17 protein-coding genes are annotated in these 15,375 nt (G+C 70.0%); 9 read left to right on the top strand and 8 right to left on the bottom strand.

All coding sequences use genetic code 11. The annotated features are described in order from the left end of the window. The 5 genes from VGD93_RS00475 to mutM all read right to left on the bottom strand — a co-directional run. A partial coding sequence (locus VGD93_RS00475) for an AAA family ATPase (protein WP_395008107.1) occupies window positions 1-473 on the bottom strand: 473 nt, incomplete at its 3' end. A gap of 49 nt (window positions 474-522) precedes the next feature. Continuing rightward, window positions 523-1,641: a DNA polymerase III subunit beta gene (gene dnaN, locus VGD93_RS00470; RefSeq protein WP_395008103.1), complete on the bottom strand. Its 1,119-nt coding sequence runs from the start codon at window positions 1,639-1,641 to the stop codon at window positions 523-525. Between the two features lie 114 nt (window positions 1,642-1,755). Continuing rightward, on the bottom strand, window positions 1,756-3,189 hold the full coding sequence (gene dnaA, locus VGD93_RS00465; RefSeq protein WP_395008105.1) for a chromosomal replication initiator protein DnaA: 1,434 nt from the start codon (window positions 3,187-3,189) through the stop codon (window positions 1,756-1,758). A gap of 850 nt (window positions 3,190-4,039) precedes the next feature. Next, window positions 4,040-4,306, bottom strand: a complete 267-nt coding sequence (gene rpsT, locus VGD93_RS00460) for a 30S ribosomal protein S20 (protein ID WP_395008101.1) — start codon at window positions 4,304-4,306, stop codon at window positions 4,040-4,042. Between the two features lie 157 nt (window positions 4,307-4,463). After that, complete coding sequence (gene mutM / locus VGD93_RS00455) at window positions 4,464-5,348, bottom strand: bifunctional DNA-formamidopyrimidine glycosylase/DNA-(apurinic or apyrimidinic site) lyase (RefSeq protein WP_395008099.1); 885 nt, start codon at window positions 5,346-5,348, stop codon at window positions 4,464-4,466. 185 nt (window positions 5,349-5,533) lie between these two features. Here mutM and ubiE point away from each other — a divergent pair, with 185 nt between their 5' ends. The 7 genes from ubiE to VGD93_RS00420 all read left to right on the top strand — a co-directional run bounded on the left by ubiE (window position 5,534) and on the right by VGD93_RS00420 (window position 11,651). Next, complete coding sequence (ubiE, locus tag VGD93_RS00450; RefSeq protein WP_395008097.1) at window positions 5,534-6,298, top strand: bifunctional demethylmenaquinone methyltransferase/2-methoxy-6-polyprenyl-1,4-benzoquinol methylase UbiE; 765 nt, start codon at window positions 5,534-5,536, stop codon at window positions 6,296-6,298. Between the two features lie 3 nt (window positions 6,299-6,301). Continuing rightward, entirely contained in the window at window positions 6,302-7,840 is a 1,539-nt protein-coding gene (gene ubiB, locus VGD93_RS00445; RefSeq protein WP_395008095.1) for a 2-polyprenylphenol 6-hydroxylase, read from the top strand. 2 nt (window positions 7,841-7,842) lie between these two features. Next, complete coding sequence (coaBC, locus tag VGD93_RS00440) at window positions 7,843-9,057, top strand: bifunctional phosphopantothenoylcysteine decarboxylase/phosphopantothenate--cysteine ligase CoaBC (RefSeq protein WP_395008093.1); 1,215 nt, start codon at window positions 7,843-7,845, stop codon at window positions 9,055-9,057. 116 nt (window positions 9,058-9,173) lie between these two features. Further along, window positions 9,174-9,767 carry a hypothetical protein gene (locus VGD93_RS00435; protein ID WP_395008091.1) on the top strand — a complete coding sequence of 198 codons (594 nt, stop codon included), beginning with the start codon at window positions 9,174-9,176 and terminating at the stop codon, window positions 9,765-9,767. Between the two features lie 4 nt (window positions 9,768-9,771). Continuing rightward, window positions 9,772-10,230, top strand: a complete 459-nt coding sequence (gene dut, locus VGD93_RS00430) for a dUTP diphosphatase (protein WP_395008089.1) — start codon at window positions 9,772-9,774, stop codon at window positions 10,228-10,230. Further along, the gene (locus VGD93_RS00425; RefSeq protein ID WP_395008087.1) at window positions 10,211-10,927 is read left to right on the top strand and encodes a DUF2259 domain-containing protein; all 717 of its coding nucleotides are present in this window, start codon (window positions 10,211-10,213) and stop codon (window positions 10,925-10,927) included. The genes dut and VGD93_RS00425 overlap by 20 nt, the downstream gene beginning before the upstream one ends. A gap of 1 nt (window position 10,928) precedes the next feature. Further along, complete coding sequence (locus VGD93_RS00420) at window positions 10,929-11,651, top strand: HesA/MoeB/ThiF family protein (RefSeq protein ID WP_395008085.1); 723 nt, start codon at window positions 10,929-10,931, stop codon at window positions 11,649-11,651. 9 nt (window positions 11,652-11,660) lie between these two features. Here the strand turns inward: VGD93_RS00420 and fabB are convergent, their stop codons facing one another. Both fabB and fabA read right to left on the bottom strand, forming a co-directional pair. Next, the gene (gene fabB / locus VGD93_RS00415) at window positions 11,661-12,884 is read right to left on the bottom strand and encodes a beta-ketoacyl-ACP synthase I (protein ID WP_395008083.1); all 1,224 of its coding nucleotides are present in this window, start codon (window positions 12,882-12,884) and stop codon (window positions 11,661-11,663) included. A 34-nt stretch (window positions 12,885-12,918) separates the two neighbouring features. After that, window positions 12,919-13,422 (bottom strand): 3-hydroxyacyl-[acyl-carrier-protein] dehydratase FabA, encoded by a 504-nt coding sequence (gene fabA, locus VGD93_RS00410; protein ID WP_395008081.1) that lies wholly within the window; start codon window positions 13,420-13,422, stop codon window positions 12,919-12,921. Window positions 13,423-13,611: 189 nt separating this feature from the next. Between fabA and irrA the strand changes: the two genes are divergently transcribed. Continuing rightward, entirely contained in the window at window positions 13,612-14,055 is a 444-nt protein-coding gene (gene irrA, locus VGD93_RS00405; RefSeq protein WP_395008079.1) for an iron response transcriptional regulator IrrA, read from the top strand. Window positions 14,056-14,073: 18 nt separating this feature from the next. Here irrA and VGD93_RS00400 read toward each other — a convergent pair whose 3' ends face one another. Next, window positions 14,074-14,673 carry an SH3 domain-containing protein gene (locus VGD93_RS00400; protein WP_395008077.1) on the bottom strand — a complete coding sequence of 200 codons (600 nt, stop codon included), beginning with the start codon at window positions 14,671-14,673 and terminating at the stop codon, window positions 14,074-14,076. Between the two features lie 48 nt (window positions 14,674-14,721). On the opposite strand from VGD93_RS00400, the gene VGD93_RS00395 reads away from it, so the two are divergent. After that, window positions 14,722-15,375, top strand: a 654-nt coding sequence (locus VGD93_RS00395; RefSeq protein ID WP_395008075.1) for an NAD(P)-dependent oxidoreductase, incomplete at its 3' end; no start/stop codon positions are given.

The raw sequence follows: 15,375 nt of genomic DNA, 5'->3' as shown, positions 1-15,375 counted from the left end.
GAAGCCGAATGGCCGGGGATCAGCGTCGTCACCAGGCGGTCGAGGAAGCGGCGGCGGTCGCTCGCCGGGCCGGTGAACAGCCCGTCCATGGCCGGGGTGAGCCAGAGCAGCCGCAGATAGGCGCTCATCTCCTCGACGGCGCGGGCCGGGGCGCCGTTGATGCGCACGCGCCGGCCGCTCTCGCCGGGGCCGGCGCCGGTGCCGATATCGGCGGGGCCGGCCGGGGTCTCGACCGTCGCCGCCACCGCCCAGCTGCCGTCGGCGCCGTGCGCCGCCAGCGTCTCGAAGGGGGCGCGCCTGAGGCCGCGGTCGGGGCCGAGCAGCGAGACGGCCTCGAGCAGGTTGGTCTTGCCGGTTCCGTTCGGCCCGACCAGCACGACGTGGCGGGCGTCGAGGTCCAGCGCCGCGCTGTGGTAGTTGCGGAAATGCGTGAGCCGCAGCCGCGAAATGTAGCGTTCGGTCATGGCCGGCAGTGACTAGCCGATGGCGGCCGGCAAGGCCAGCGACGCGCGCCCGTCGCCGCTACACCCGCATCGGCATGAGCACGTACAGCGCCCTGGCGTCGCCGGCCTCGCGCACGAGCGTGGGCGAGCCGGCGTCGTTGAACAGGAACACCGCGTTCTCCGAGCGGATCTGGGCGACGATGTCGAGCAAGTAGCGCGCGTTGAAGCCGATCTCGAAGCTGTCGGGCTCGAACGCCACCGGCAATTCCTCGCTGGCGGTGCCGTGGTCGGGATTGGTGACGCTCAGTTCCAGCGAGCCGTCCTTCATGGACAGTTTCACCGCCTTGCCGCCGCGGTCCGAGGCGATGGTGGAGACGCGGTCGACGGCGGTGGCGAAGGCAGCGCGGTCGACGTTCATCTCCTTGTCGTTGTTCTTGGGCGTCACCCGCTCGTAATCGGGGAAGGTGCCCTCGATCAGCTTCGAAAGCAGCACCACGCCGTCGAGGCTGAAGCGGATCTTGGTGTCGGAGACCTCGACGGTCACCTCGCCCTCGGCGCCCTCGAGCAGCTTCTGCACCTCGGACACCGTCTTCTTGGGCACGATGACGCCGGGCATGCCGCGGCTGCCCTCGGGCGCACCGGTCTCGGCCCGCGCCATGCGGTGGCCGTCGGTGGCCACGGCGCGCAGGATCGGCTCGCCGCCCGCCTCGAGGGCGTGCAGGTAGATGCCGTTGAGATAATAGCGCGTCTCCTCGTTGGAGATGGCGAACTGGGTGCGCTCGATCAATTCGCGCAGCACCGGCGCCGGCAGCGCGAAAGTATGGGTGAAGACCCCCGACTTGAGGTCGGGGAAGCTGTCGGGCGACAGGCACGCCAGGTGGAAGCGCGAGCGCCCCGAGGTCAGCTGCAGCTGCTCGCCGCCTTCGCTCTCGAGCCGCACCTCGGCCCCGTCGGCGAGCTTGCGCACGATCTCGTACAGGGTATGGGCGGGAACGGTGGTGGTGCCCGCCGTCGCCACCATCGCCGGCACGCTCTCGGTGACCTCGATGTCGAGGTCGGTGGCGCGCAGGTCGAGACGGCCGTCGGCGGCCCTGAGCAGCACGTTGGCGAGGATCGGGTAGGTGTTGCGGCGCTCCACCACGCGGTGCACGTGACCCAGCGACTTGAGCAGGTGATTGCGCTCGAGAGTGACTTTCATAATCCTGGTCCTTGGCCCCGTGCCCCGTCGCGAGGCCGCAAAACCCCGGCGCGCCGGGGTTGCGACATTTGCAATTTGCTCTCGAAAAGGCAAGGGCGCTCGCGGCGCCGCCGCCTATTCCTCGAGCATGCGCTTCAACAGCTCGATCTCTTGCGCCAGGTCGCCGTCGTCCTTCATCAGCTGCTCGACCTTGCGCACCGAATGCAGCACCGTGGTGTGGTCGCGCCCGCCGAAGCGGCGGCCGATCTCGGGCAGGGAGCGCGCCGTGAGCGACTTGGCGAGATACATGGCGATCTGGCGCGGCCGCACCACGTCGCGCGAGCGGCGCGAGGACAGCAGGTCGTTGCGCGGCACCTTGTAGTGGCGCGACACGATCCTGAGGATGTCCTCGATGCGCACGCGCTTGGCCTCGCGCGAGCGCACCAGGTCGGCGAGCGTGCGCTCGGCCAGGGTCACGGTGATCGGCTCCTGCGTCAGCTGGTTGGCCGCCACCAGGCGGTTGACCGAGCCGTCGAGATCGCGGCCGTGGCTCACCACGACGCGGGCGATGTAGTCGATCACCGCCGGCGGGAAGTGCACCCCGGCGAAGCGGGCGGAGGCCTGCTCGGCGCGGCGAGTGACGATGGCGCGCCGCAACTCGAGGTCGAAGCCGTTGATCGGCACCACCAGCCCGCCGGACAGGCGCGAGCGCACGCGTTCGTCGAGCATGTCGAGGTCGCGCGGCGGCGCGTCGCCGGCCACCACCACCTGCTTGGCGCCGGTCAGCAGCGTGCCCAGCGTATGGCCGAACTCGGTCGCCGACTTGCCCTGCAGGAACTGCATGTCGTCGATCAGAAGCAGGTCGACGCGCCTGAGCCACTCCTTGAAGGCGATCGCCGACTGCCGCTGCACGGCGGTGATGAAGTGGTACATGAAATGGTCGGCCGTCAGGTAGACGATGTTGCGCGCCGGATCGCCCGCCCCCGCCGCCCAGGCGATGGCGTTGAGCAGGTGCGACTTGCCCAGCCCGACGGTGGAATGGATGTAGACGGGGTTGAAGCTCACCGTGTTGTTAAGGGCGGCGTGCGCCACCTGCTTGGCGACGCCCAGGGCGATCTCGTTGGGGGCGCCGGCAACGAAGCTGTCAAAGGTCATCTTCGGATCGAGCGCACTGCCGGACAGCGCATCGCCGCGGGCGGCCGCCGGGGCCGGGGTCTCGCGCGCCGGGCGGGCGGCAGCGGGAACGGCCTCGACGCCGGGTTCGGCGCTGGCTTCGGCCGGCGGCGCCAGCCGCGGCCGCGCCTGGCCGTTGACGCGGACGGTGAAATGCAGGCGGGCGATGCCGGAAGCCTCGGCCTTGAAGGCGTCGAGGATCTTTTCGGCGTAGTTGGACTGGATCCAGGAGCACAGGAAGCGCGTCGGCACCGACAGGTGCGCCAGGTCGTCGACGAGCTCCTCGAGCTCCAGCCGCGCGAACCAGGAATTGTAGACGTCCTCGCCGACGGCGGCCTTGAGCCGGGCCCGGATGCGGGCGAAGAGTTCGCTGGCGTCCCTGTCGTCCTTGCCCATCCCGCTCACCGCCGCATCGCCGTTCTCCTGTCCTTGCTGCACAACTGCCATACCGCCCCAGTCGGCCCGCCCGGCCACCGCGCTGTTCGTCATTCTGAGCCTGACTTCCCTCTTCGGCGCGCCCCCCGAAGGCAGGCGCGTGCCACCAACCCAATTGCCCGCCGCCGCGGGCAAAGCCTATCCGCTCCGCAAGTTGCTTGCGGACCTGTTCTGCGCTTGTGACAGTAAACTTGGCCGAAAACGGCCCCTGACGTACTTATCTCTTACGCTGACGCAAGACGATAACTCTCACCCGCAAATTACAGATGACGAAGGACTTAAGCATTATTGCTGTGCTGGGCCTTCTACGCCCGTCACTAATCGCGTTTGACTGCCGCCCCATCGCCTGTTCGACCAGGATTGCGGTTCTGTCTGCCGCATTTCTTGATCCAACGGGGGGCATCATAGCAGGCGAAAATCGCCAATCAACCGTGGTTTTTCGCCCGAGGGGGCTTGACTCGGCACTTCGAAAAAAGGTTTCAGCGCCCCCCTGCCGGGCGGTCAAACCAAGGCGCTGTGACTCCTTGCTGAATCCGGGCTGCACCAGCGTTTTCTGGCGCGGGCCAATTGTGGCCGCACCTTGGCGATTTGAAGGAATTCTTTCCATGCGATCGCGGCAGGTGCCGCGCGGACGAGGCTAAGCCACTGATGTCCAACGCAAACCCGATCGGTGGATAACCGGGGGAAAAAGGCGCCCGCAGGCCCCTGCCGGCGCTGCCGGGGCGCCGACAGGCCCCCGCAGCGACAAAAACAAAGGGCCCCGCAGGGCCCTTGTGCAACGACCGCCGGCGGCGCCGGGCGCCCCCGCGGATCAGGCCGGCAGGGCCTTGATGCGATGGTTCAGGCGGCTGACCTTGCGCGACGCCAGGTTGGCGTGGACGATGCCCTTCTGCGCGGCGCGGGCGATCTCCGGCTGGGCCGCCTGCAGCGCCTCCAGGGCCACCTTGCGGTCGCCCTTGGCAATGGCTTCCTCGACCTTGCGGATGAAGGTGCGCATGCGCGAGCGGCGGGCCTTGTTGACGGCCGTCCGCGCCGCGATCTTGCGGTTCGCCTTCTGTGCCGAAGCAGTATTGGCCATGCGGTTCCTCGTGGCTGTGTCGGCCGGGCTCGCAGCGCGCGTGGCGCCTCGACACCCGGGGGATAAATGAAAGCGGCGGCAAACCGGGCCGCCAAGTCGGCGCTGTATAGTGCGGCAGGCCGCCGCCGTCAACTGGATTCCCGCCGCCGGCCCCGGCCTAGCGCTTCTGGCACACCGGGCAGAAGAAGCTCGAACGCCCGGATTGCACGATGCGCCGGATGACCCCGCTGCAGCCGGGCGTCGGGCAGGGCTCGCCGGCGCGGTCGTAGACGGCGAAATGGTGCTGGAAATAGCCGGGCCCGCCATCGGCGGCGCGGAAGTCCCTGAGCGTCGAGCCGCCCGCCTCGACCGCCTCGATGAGGACGGCGCGCACGCCGTGCACGAGGTCGTCGAGCCGCCGGCCGGGGGCGCCGTCCTTGCGGACGAGGCGCCCCGCCGCCAGCTCGGGGTGCAGGTGGGCGCGCCACAGCGCCTCGCTGGCGTAGATGTTGCCGATGCCGGCGACGACCCGCTGGTCAAGCAGCACCGCCTTGAGCGGCGCCGTCCTGCCCCGCAGCCGCTGTGCCAGCCCGGCGGCGTTGAAATCGTTGCCGAGCGGCTCCGGCCCCAGCCCGGCGAGATAGGGGCAGTCCTCCTCGCGCGCGAACAGGTCGATGAAGCCGAAGCGACGGGCATCGTTGTAGATGAGGCGCAGCCGGCCGTGCACCGGGTGGTTCAGCTCGAACACCAGGTGGTCGTGCTTTTCGTTTTGGCTCGGCTCGTAGTAGCGCGAGGGGTCCTTGTAGGCGAAATCGGCGAAGCGGTAGCTGCCGGTCATGCCCAAATGGCTGAGCAGCGTCTTGCCGCCCGAGAGGCGGAACAACAGGTACTTGGCGCGCCGGCCGACGCTGTCGACCACCTGTCCGGCGAGTTCGGCGGGGAGCGAAGCCGGCAGCGCGAAGCGCAGGTCGGCACGGTTGAGCCGCACCGCCTCGATGCGCGCGCCCTCGAGATAGGGGGCGAGGCCGCGGCGTACGGTTTCCACTTCGGGGAGTTCGGGCATGGGATCGGGCGCGCAAGGGTACGGAAACAGGCGGTGCGGCACGAGCGATAGCGCGTGCCGCGGCAGCGGTCCAGCGCCGGGGCCGGGCCCGTCGCGGTCGCTGCATTGGCCGTTCTCCGCCATGGCATCCGCCATTGCCGTTGTATATGGTGCGCCGCAACCAGCAGACGCGTCGGAGAACGCCGATGAGTGACAGCCGCGAAACCACGCATTTCGGCGAACGCCGGGTGGCGATGGAGGACAAGCAGGGGCTGGTCAATGCCGTGTTCCATGGCGTCGCCGACCGCTACGATCTGATGAACGACCTGATGAGCGGCGGCATCCACCGGCTGTGGAAGGACGCCATGGTGGCCCGGCTGGCCCCGCCGCGGCGCGGCAGCCGCCCCTGGCGCGTGCTCGACATGGCGGGCGGCACCGGCGACATCGCCGAGCGCATCGTCAACGCCTCGGTGGGCTATGCCGAGGTCGTCGTCGCCGACATCAATTCCGACATGCTGCGGGTCGGCGCCGAGCGGGCCAAGAAATGGCGTTTCCCGGCGCAGGTCAGCTTCGTCGAGGCCAATGCCGAGGAACTGCCCTTCGACAGCGACAGCTTCGACGCCTACACCATCGCCTTCGGCATCCGCAACGTGCCCCGCATCGAAAAGGCGCTGGCCGATGCCCATCGCGTGCTCAGGCGCGGCGGACGCTTCCTCTGCCTCGAGTTCAGCCGCGCCGACGTGCCGGTGCTGAGCGAGGTCTACGCCGCCTTCTCGGACTGGGTCATCCCACCGCTGGGACGGGTGGTCACCGGCGATGCCCAGCCCTATCAGTATCTGGTCGAGTCGATCCGCAAGTTCCCCGCGCCCGCCCAGTTCTCGGCGATGATCGCCGCCGCCGGCTTCAAGCGCGTCACCCACACCGCCTATGCGGGCAATATCGCCGCCCTGCACGCGGCCTGGAAACTCTAGCCCATGGGTCTGGGAGCATATTTCCGCCTCGCGAGGGCAGGCTGGGTGCTGGCCCGCGAGGGGGCGCTCGCCATCGTCGACCGGCGCGAGCTGCCGGGCGGGCTGCGGATGCTGGTCGGCATCGGGCGGCTGGTCGAGCGGCCCGCGGTCAAGCGCACCGGCACCGTCGAGCGGCTGACCACGGCGCTCAACCGGCTGGGGCCGACCTACGTGAAGTTCGGCCAGTCGCTGGCCACCCGCCCCGACATCGTCGGTGCCGCCGCCGCCGCCGAGTTCGCGGTGCTGCAGGACAAGATGGCCCCGTTCGATACGGCGCTGGTGCCCGGCCTGCTGGCCGAGGCGCTGGGCGGGCGGGCGGAGGAGCTGACCGAGCTGTCGGCGCCGATCGCCGCCGCCTCCATCGCCCAGGTGCACCGGGCGATGCTGGCCGACCCCGCCGGGCGGCGCCGGCAGGTGGCCGTCAAGATCCTCAGGCCCGGCATCCGCCAGCGCTTCCGCGACGACCTCGAGAGCTATTATGCCGGGGCGCGGCTGGCCGAACGGGCCATCCCCGCGCTCAGGCGGCTGCGGCCCATCGACGTGGTGCGCACGCTGGAGCGCTCGGCCCGGATCGAGCTCGACCTCAGGCTCGAGGCCGCGGCCATCTCGGAGATGGCCGAGAACATCAGCGCCGACACCGGCTTCATCATCCCCTCGGTGAGCTGGGACCACACCACCGACACGGTGCTGACCACCACCTGGATGGAGGGCATCCCCATCCGCGACCTGGCGGCGCTCGATGCCGCCGGGCTCGACCGCAAGCAGCTGGCGCGCAAGCTGATGCAGGCCTTCCTGCGCCACGCCATCCGCGACGGCTATTTCCACGCCGACCTGCACCAGGGCAATCTGTTCGCCGACCCCGCGAGCGGCGACATCATTGCCGTCGATTTCGGCATCATGGGCCGCATCTCGCGGCGCGAGCGGCGTTTCCTCGCCGACATCCTCTATGGCTTCATCACCCGCGACTACAAGCTGATCGCGCGCCGCCATTTCGAGATCGGCTACGTGCCGCCCAGCCAGTCGGTCGACGATTTCGCCGCCGCCATCCGCGCCATCGGCGAGCCGCTGCAGGGGCGCAAGGCCACCGACATCTCGATGGCGCGGGTCCTCGGCCAGCTGTTCCAGACCACCGAGATGTTCGAGATGCAGACGCGGCCGGAACTGGTGCTGCTGCAGAAATCCATGGTGCTGGTCGAGGGCGTGTGCCGCGCGCTCGATCCCGATCTCGATATCTGGACGGTGTCGGAGCCGGTGGTGGGCGACTGGGTGCGGCGCGAGGCCGGCCCGCTCGGCCGCCTCGAGGACATGCGCGACCACCTCGCCGCGGCCGCCGAAGCGGTGGCGCGCCTGCCCGCCGTCGTCGCCAAGGCGGAGGCGGCGCTCGACGCCTACGAGGCCGACCGCCGCGCGCCGCGGCGCCGGGCCGACCGCGTGGCGCTGTGGGCCGGCGTCGTGCTGCTGGCGGCCGCCGTGCTCATCCTTCTCTGGCGGCAATGGGGGTAGCAATGCTCGCGGGCAAGCGCATCCTGCTGGTCGTCACCGGCGGCGTCGCCGCCTACAAGGCGCTTGAGCTGATCCGGCTCATCCAGAAGGCGGGCGGGTCGGTGCAGGCCGTCCTCACCCGCGCCGCCACCCAGTTCGTGACGCCGCTGGCGGTCTCGACCCTCAGCGGCCGCGAAGCGCTGACCGAGCTGTTCGACCTGACGCAGGAGGCGCGCATCGGCCATATCGAGCTGTCCCGCTCCGCCGATCTGATCGTGGTGGCGCCGGCCACCGCCGATTTCCTCGCCAGGCTGGCGCACGGCATCGCCGACGACCTCGCCTCGACCTGCCTGCTCGCCACCGACACCGGAATCCTCGTCGCCCCGGCCATGAACGTCAGGATGTGGCAGGCGGCGGCGACGCAGCGCAACCTTGCGACGCTGCGCGCCGACGGCGTCAGCTTTGTCGGGCCCGACGAGGGCGAGATGGCGTGCGGCGAATACGGGCCCGGCCGCATGGCCGAGCCGGAGGCCATCCTCGCCGCCATCGCGGCGCATTTTGCCGCCGCCGCCCCGGGGCCGCTCGCCGGCCGGCGCATCGTCATCACCTCCGGGCCGACGCGCGAGCCGCTCGATCCGGTGCGCTACATCTCCAACGCCTCCTCGGGCAAGCAGGGCGTGGCCATCGCCGAGGCGCTGGCGCGGCGCGGCGCGGAGGTCGTGTTCGTTACCGGGCCGGCCGAGGCCGCCCGGCCGGCCGGCTGCGCCGTCGTGAACGTGACCACGGCGCTCGAGATGCGCGACGCGGTGCTGGCGGCGCTGCCGGCGGACGCCGCCATCTGCGTCGCCGCGGTCGCCGACTGGCGGGCGGCCCATCCCGCCGCCGGCAAGATGAAGAAACAGGCGGGGGCGCCGCCGCCGGCGCTGGAACTGGTGGCCAATCCCGACATCCTCGCCGAGGTCGCGCAACTGCCGGCGGGCCGGCGGCCGGCACTGGTGGTCGGCTTCGCCGCCGAGACCGACGCGGTCCTCGACAATGCCCGGGCCAAGCTCGCGCGCAAGGGCTGCGACTGGCTCTTGGCCAACGACGTCGGCGGCGGGGCGGTGTTCGGGGCCGACGACACGCAGGTCGTGCTACTCGCGCGCGACGGTGGCAGCGAGGACTGGGGGCGGCAGTCCAAGGCCGGCGTCGGCGACAGGCTGGCCGACCGCATTGCCGGGCAGTTTGCCCGCAAATAGGCCGTTCAGGAACGGTTCATCATTGCGGCCTTACTGGGGCGGCGGGCGCTTGCGGTCATGGGGACCGGCTCGCTAGATTGGCGCCGCCGCGGCCCCGGCCGCAAAGGGAGAACTCAATGAATCTGCAGGTATTGGGCCGGCTTGCCGGCGCGTTGGCGTTGACGGTGGGCCTGGCCGGCTGCATCGACATGACCATGGATGTCGAGGTGCTGTCCGAGACCGAGGCGCGAGCCACGACGACGTCGACCATGGGGGCCGATTTCTACGCCATGGCCAAGGCCGGCGCGGCCGGCGAGGACACCGAGGGCTTCTGCGAGGAAGAGGGGTCCGACCTCACCGAGAATGCCGACGGCAGCGCCACTTGCGTGCTCACGGTCGAGGGCCCGTTCGCCGATCTCGGCCTCGGGGAAGACAACAGCGCCAGCTTCACGGTCGTCGGTCCCGGCCTCGTGCGCGTCGCCTTCAAGACCGAGGACATGAAGACCGAACTGGGCACCGAGGAGCAGGACGCACAGACCAAGGCGATGATGCAGTCCTTCTTCGAGGGCCACGCCATCACGCTGCGCATCGGCGGCCGCGAGGTGACGGAGACCAACATGACCCTGGCCGGCGACCGCAAGTCGGCCGAGACGGTCATCCCCTTCCTCGAACTGATCAACGGCACGCTGGCGCTGCCCGACGAGCTCTACGCCGTCGTCAGGACCCGGTGACGCCATGACGGGTCGTGTCGGCATCGCCTATCGCTGGCTCGACCACGGACGGGGGCTCGAACCCCCCAGGCAGCAGACTGCTGGTGCGGCGGGAATGGATCTTCCCGCCGCGCTCGCTCCGGGCGAGACGCTGACGCTGCCGCCGGGCGGGCGGGCAATGGTGCCCACCGGGCTGTGCCTCGCCCTGCCAGCGGGCTACGAGGGCCAGGTGCGCCCGCGCTCGGGGCTGGCGGCGCGACACGGGGTCACCGTGCTCAACGCGCCCGGCACGATCGACGCCGACTATCGCGGCGAGGTCAGGGTCGTCCTCATCAACCACGGCACCGAGCCGTACACGCTGCGGCGCGGCGACCGCATCGCCCAGCTGGTCGTGGCCGCGGTCTGCGCGGTAGACTTGCACGAGACGGAGAACCTCGATGCGACCGAGCGCGGGGAGGGCGGATATGGCTCGACTGGCCGCTAGCCTGGCGCTGGCCGCCGGCGCGCTGCTGGCCGCGCCGGCGGCCGCGGGCGACCGGGCGCTGATCGACTATGTCGGCTATTCCGCCGACGGGCGCTACTTCGCCTTCGAGGAATATGGGGTGCAGGACGGCTCCGGCTTTCCCTATTCGACCATCTATGTCCTCGACCTGCCGGCCGACCGCTGGGTCGCGGGCTCGCCCTACCGCGCCCGCCTCGAGGGCGACAGCGACAGCGTTGGCGAGGTCCGCGCCGCGGCCCGTGCCCTGGCGCAGCCGACGCTGGCGCGGCTCGCCATCGGCGTCGGTGCCCAGCTTCTCGCCGTCAACGCCGACGGCGAACCTGACGCGGCGGCCTACAGCCTGCGCTTCGGCACCCCCGGTTTCGGCCTCGACGGCGTGCAGGACGAATCGCTGCTCGAACTCGAGCGCTTTCCGCTGCCCGCCGCAGTCGACTGCAGCGTCGTCGAGGGCGAGGTCTACGGCTTCGCGCTCAGCCTCGACGGCGTCGAGATCGCGCGCGACCGCGGCCGGCTGCCGGCGTCGCGGGGGTGCCCGCTCGACTACCGGGTGCATGCCGTGGTCGGCCCGCCCGACTGGCTGTTCGGCGAGCCGGCGCCGCGCGTTGCCATCATCGCCATCCATCCCTTCGGCTTCGAGGGGCCGGACCGGCGTTTCCTCGCCGTGCCCCTGGAGCGCTAGGGTGCCGTTCTCCCCCGACGAGACGCGCCGCTATGCCCGCCATCTGGTGCTGCGCGGCGTGGGCGGGGAGGGCCAGCAGAAGCTCAAGGCGGCCAGCGTGCTGGTGGTGGGGGCCGGCGGCCTGGGCAGCCCGGTCATCGCCTATCTGGCGGCGGCCGGCGTCGGCCGGCTGGGGGTCATCGACCATGACGCGGTCGGCCTGTCCAACCTGCAGCGGCAGGTGCTGCACCGCACCGATACGGTCGGCGCGCCAAAGGTGGAGAGCGCCGGTGCCTTCGTCGCGGCGCTCAACCCCTTCGTCGCCTTCACCCCGCACCAGGCCCGGATCACGCAGGACAACGCCGCCGGCTTCGTCGCCGGCTACGACCTCGTCGCCGACGGCACCGACAATTTCGCCACGCGGCGCATCGTCGCCGCCGCCTGCGCCGCCGCCGGCAAGCCGCTGGTCTCCGGGGCGGTCTCGATGTTCGACGGCCAGGTCACCGTGTTCGTGCCCGGCGGGCCCGGTTTCCGCGACCTCTACCCGGCCGACCCCGACGAAGCGGACCTGCCGGCCTGCGAGATCGTCGGGGTGCTGGGGGCCGTGACCGGCGTCGTCGGCACGCTCATGGCCATGGAGGCGATCAAGCTGATCACCGGGCTCGGCGAGCCGCTGGTGGGGCGCCTGCTGCTCTATGACGGCCGCGCCGCGCGCTTCACCGAACTCGCCTACGGGGCGGGCTGAGGCGACGCCTCAGGCGTCGGGGTGCTTGAACACCAACGTGGCGTTGGTGCCGCCGAAGCCGAAGGAGTTGGACAGCGCGATGCCGATATCGACGTCGTCGCGGCGCTGGCGCAGGATCGGCATGTCCTCGAAGGCCGGGTCGAGCGTCTCGATATTGGCGCTCTCACACAGGAAACGGTGCTGCATCATCAGGATGCAGTAGATCGATTCCTGCACGCCGGTGGCGCCCAGCGAGTGGCCGGTGAGCGACTTGGTGGCCGAGATCGGCGGGCAGGACTCGCCGGTGCCGAACACGGCGCGGATGGCCTCGATCTCCCTCAGGTCCCCGACCGGGGTCGAGGTGGCATGCGGGTTGATGTAGTCGACCGGCGCCTTGACCGTCTCGAGCGCCATGCGCATGCAGCGCTCGGCTCCTTCGCCCGAGGGCGCCACCATGTCGTAGCCGTCGGAGGTGGCGCCGTAGCCAATGAGCTCGGCGTAGATCTTCGCGCCGCGCGCCCGGGCGTGCTCAAGTTCCTCGAGCACCAGCACGCCGGCGCCGCCGGCGATGACGAAGCCGTCGCGGTCGCGGTCATAAGCGCGCGACGCCCGGTGCGGGGTGGCGTTGAAGTCGCTGGACATGGCGCCCATGGCGTCGAACAGGTTGGACAGGGTCCAGTCGAGATCCTCGTGCCCGCCGGCGAAGACGATGTCCTGCTTGCCCCACTGGATGAGCTCGTAGGCATTGCCGATGCAGTGCTTGGAGGTCGCGCAGGCCGAGGAGATGGTGTAGTTCACGCCCTTGATGCCGAACGGGGTGGCCAGCGTCGCCGAGGCGGTGGAACTCATCGCCTTGGGCACGGCCAGCGGGCCGATGCGCTTGGGGCCCTTCTCGCGGGTGATGTCGGCGGCCTCCACCACGGTGCGCGTGGACGGGCCGCCCGAGCCCATGATGATGCCGGTGCGCGGGTTGCGGATGTCGTTGTCCTCGAGGCCGGAATCGGCGATGGCCTCCTGCATGGCGACGTAGTTCCAGGCCGCTCCCTTGCCCATGAAGCGGGTGGTGCGGCGGTCCAGCACCGCGAACGGATCGAGCCGGGGGGCGCCGTGCACCTGGCAGCGGAAGCCGAGCTCGGCATATTCCTCGGCAAAGACGATCCCCGGCCGGGCGTGCCGCAAGCTGTCCAGCACCTCGGCGACGTTGTTGCCGATCGAGGACACGATCCCCATGCCGGTTACGACGACGCGCCTCATGGTACCTCCTGGTATCGGCGACCGACTATCAGACTCACGTGAACAGACCGACACGCAGCCCGCTGGCCTCGTATATGGTATTGCCGTCGGCCTTTACCCAGCCGTCGGCGATACCGAACGCAAGCTTGGACTTCATCACGCGTTTCAGATCGATGCCATACTCGACGAGTTTGACGTCATTGGTGATCTGGCCGGAGAACTTGACCTCGCCGCAGCCCACGGCCCGCCCCTTGCCGGGTGAACCGTCCCAGCACAGGTAGAACCCCAGCATCTGCCACAGCGCATCGAGCCCGAGGCAGCCCGGCATCACGGGATCGCCAATGAAGTGGCACTGGAAGAACCACAGGTCGGGGTTCACGTCGAGCTCGGCCCGCACCATGCCCTTGCCGTGCACCCCGCCGGTCCCGTTGATCTCGGTGATGCGATTGAACATCAGCATCGGCGGGGCCGGCAGCTGGGCGAAGCCCGGGCCGAACAGTTCGCCCTTGCCGCTCAGGATCAGGTCGTCATAGCCGTACGCGTTCTGGCGATCCGCCATTGCTTGCCTTTGCCCGGTTCGTGGTCGCCACGTTAGTAGAGGGGCACCGGTCGAGGGTCAATACGGCTTTGGTTTCCGGCCCCGGGGCGAAATGGCGCGCCGCGGCCGTGATGCCCCGGAACGCTTGTACTCCCGGGACCGCAAAGCTATAAGTTCGGCCACGATATCGTTGCCTTCAAAAGGGGACCGATGCCCGACCGCAGCCAGATGCCCAGGCCCGTTCCATCGCGCAAGCCGTGCCTCACGGCGGTGCTGCGCATGGCCGGTTTGCGGCCGACGCGGCAGCGCGTGGCCCTGGCTGAACTGCTGTTTTCCGGCAACCACCGCCACGTCAGCGCCGAGCAGCTGCACCACGAGGCCGCCAAGGCCGACGTCAACGTGTCGCTGGCCACCATCTACAATACGCTGCACCAGTTCCGCGAGGCCGGGCTGCTGCGCGAGGTAGCGATCGACGCCTCGCGCTCCTATTTCGACACGGACACCTCGGACCACCATCACTTCTACCTCGAGGACGAGCAGCGCGTGATCGACATCCCCTCGTCGGCGATCGCCATCCACAACCTGCCGGAGCCGCCCAAGGGCATGATGGTCACCCATGTCGACGTGGTCGTGCGCGTACGCCGGCAGAACTAGCGCCGGCGCGACCCGGCCTCAGTCGAACTTCTCATCGGCATAGACGCCCCATAGCTCGCGCTGCTGCAGGTAGCCGGCATAGGTGGCGACGCCGCCGCCCTCGGGGTGGGTGGTGGCGCTGACCGCGCACCAGGCGCCGTCGCATCCGGCGATGTCGACGCGAAAGCCGGGGCCCAGCCAGGCCCGTACGCCGGCCTCGATGCTGCGCGAGGCATAGAGCGGAATCTGCTCGCCATGGCGCCACGGCGCGGCGAGGCCGGCGCGCTTGCCGGAGAGCAGGTTCTGGTGCACCCAGCCCTCGGAGCCGTCGACGTCACGGATCTTCCGCCAGGTGTCGAACTCCTGCACGATCTCGACCGGCGTGCCCGCCTTCACATAGACCCAGGCGACGGCATACCGGGTGCCGGGGCCGACGCGCACGTTGATCGGGGTGGACCGGGTGGTAGCGAAGCGCGGCAGCGGCAGCCCGCTCGGTCCCACGCCGGCGGCAGCGGCGAGTGCGGCCGCGGCCGGCGTCAGCGCCAGCAGCGCCGCCAGGGCGAGGCCGCGCAGCAGCCGGGCGACGGCGTGCCGGCGGGCGCGGCGAACAGGCCGGCCAGGAGGGGGGCTTCCAAACATCACTTCCAAGGCGTCGGGTTTTTTTCTATCACTAGGCAAAAGACCTTAATGGTCGCTGAAAGGGCGCCGTTGCCGCATATCCGGCCCAAAGTCTTCGTCACGCGCCGCCTGCCCGCCCCGGTCGAGGCGCGCATGGCGACGTTGTTCGAGACGACCTTCAACCCGGGCGATTCGCCGCTGCCGGCGGAGGCGCTTGTGGCCGGACTTGATGGCAAAGATGTGCTCGTTTCGTCGATCACCGACCGGATCGACGCCACCTTCGTGGCGCGCCTGCCGCCCAGTGTCAGGCTCATCGCCCAGTTCGGGAACGGCTTCGACAATATCGACATCGACGCCGCCTACCGGGCGGGGCTCACGGTCACCAACACGCCGAGCGTGCTGACCGAGGACACCGCCGACATGGCCACCATGCTGATGCTGGCGGTGCCCCGGCGGCTGGTGGAAGGCGCGCAGGTGCTGCCGCGCGACGGTACCTGGCCGGGCTGGTCGCCCACCTGGATGCTGGGACGGCGGCTGCGCGGCAAGGCGCTCGGCATCGTCGGCATGGGCCGCATCGGCACGGCCGTCGCCACGCGGGCGCGCGCCTTCGGCCTCAACATCCACTATTTCTCGCGCCACCGGCGGCCGCCAGCGCTCGAGGAGACGCTGGAGGCTACCTACTGGCCGGTGCTCGACGAGATGCTGCCGCAGGTGGACATCATC

The sequence above is a fragment of the Devosia sp. genome, from assembly GCF_036406155.1.
Lineage (GTDB): Bacteria > Pseudomonadota > Alphaproteobacteria > Rhizobiales > Devosiaceae > Devosia_A.
This window is presented reverse-complemented; position numbering and strand designations above follow the sequence as displayed.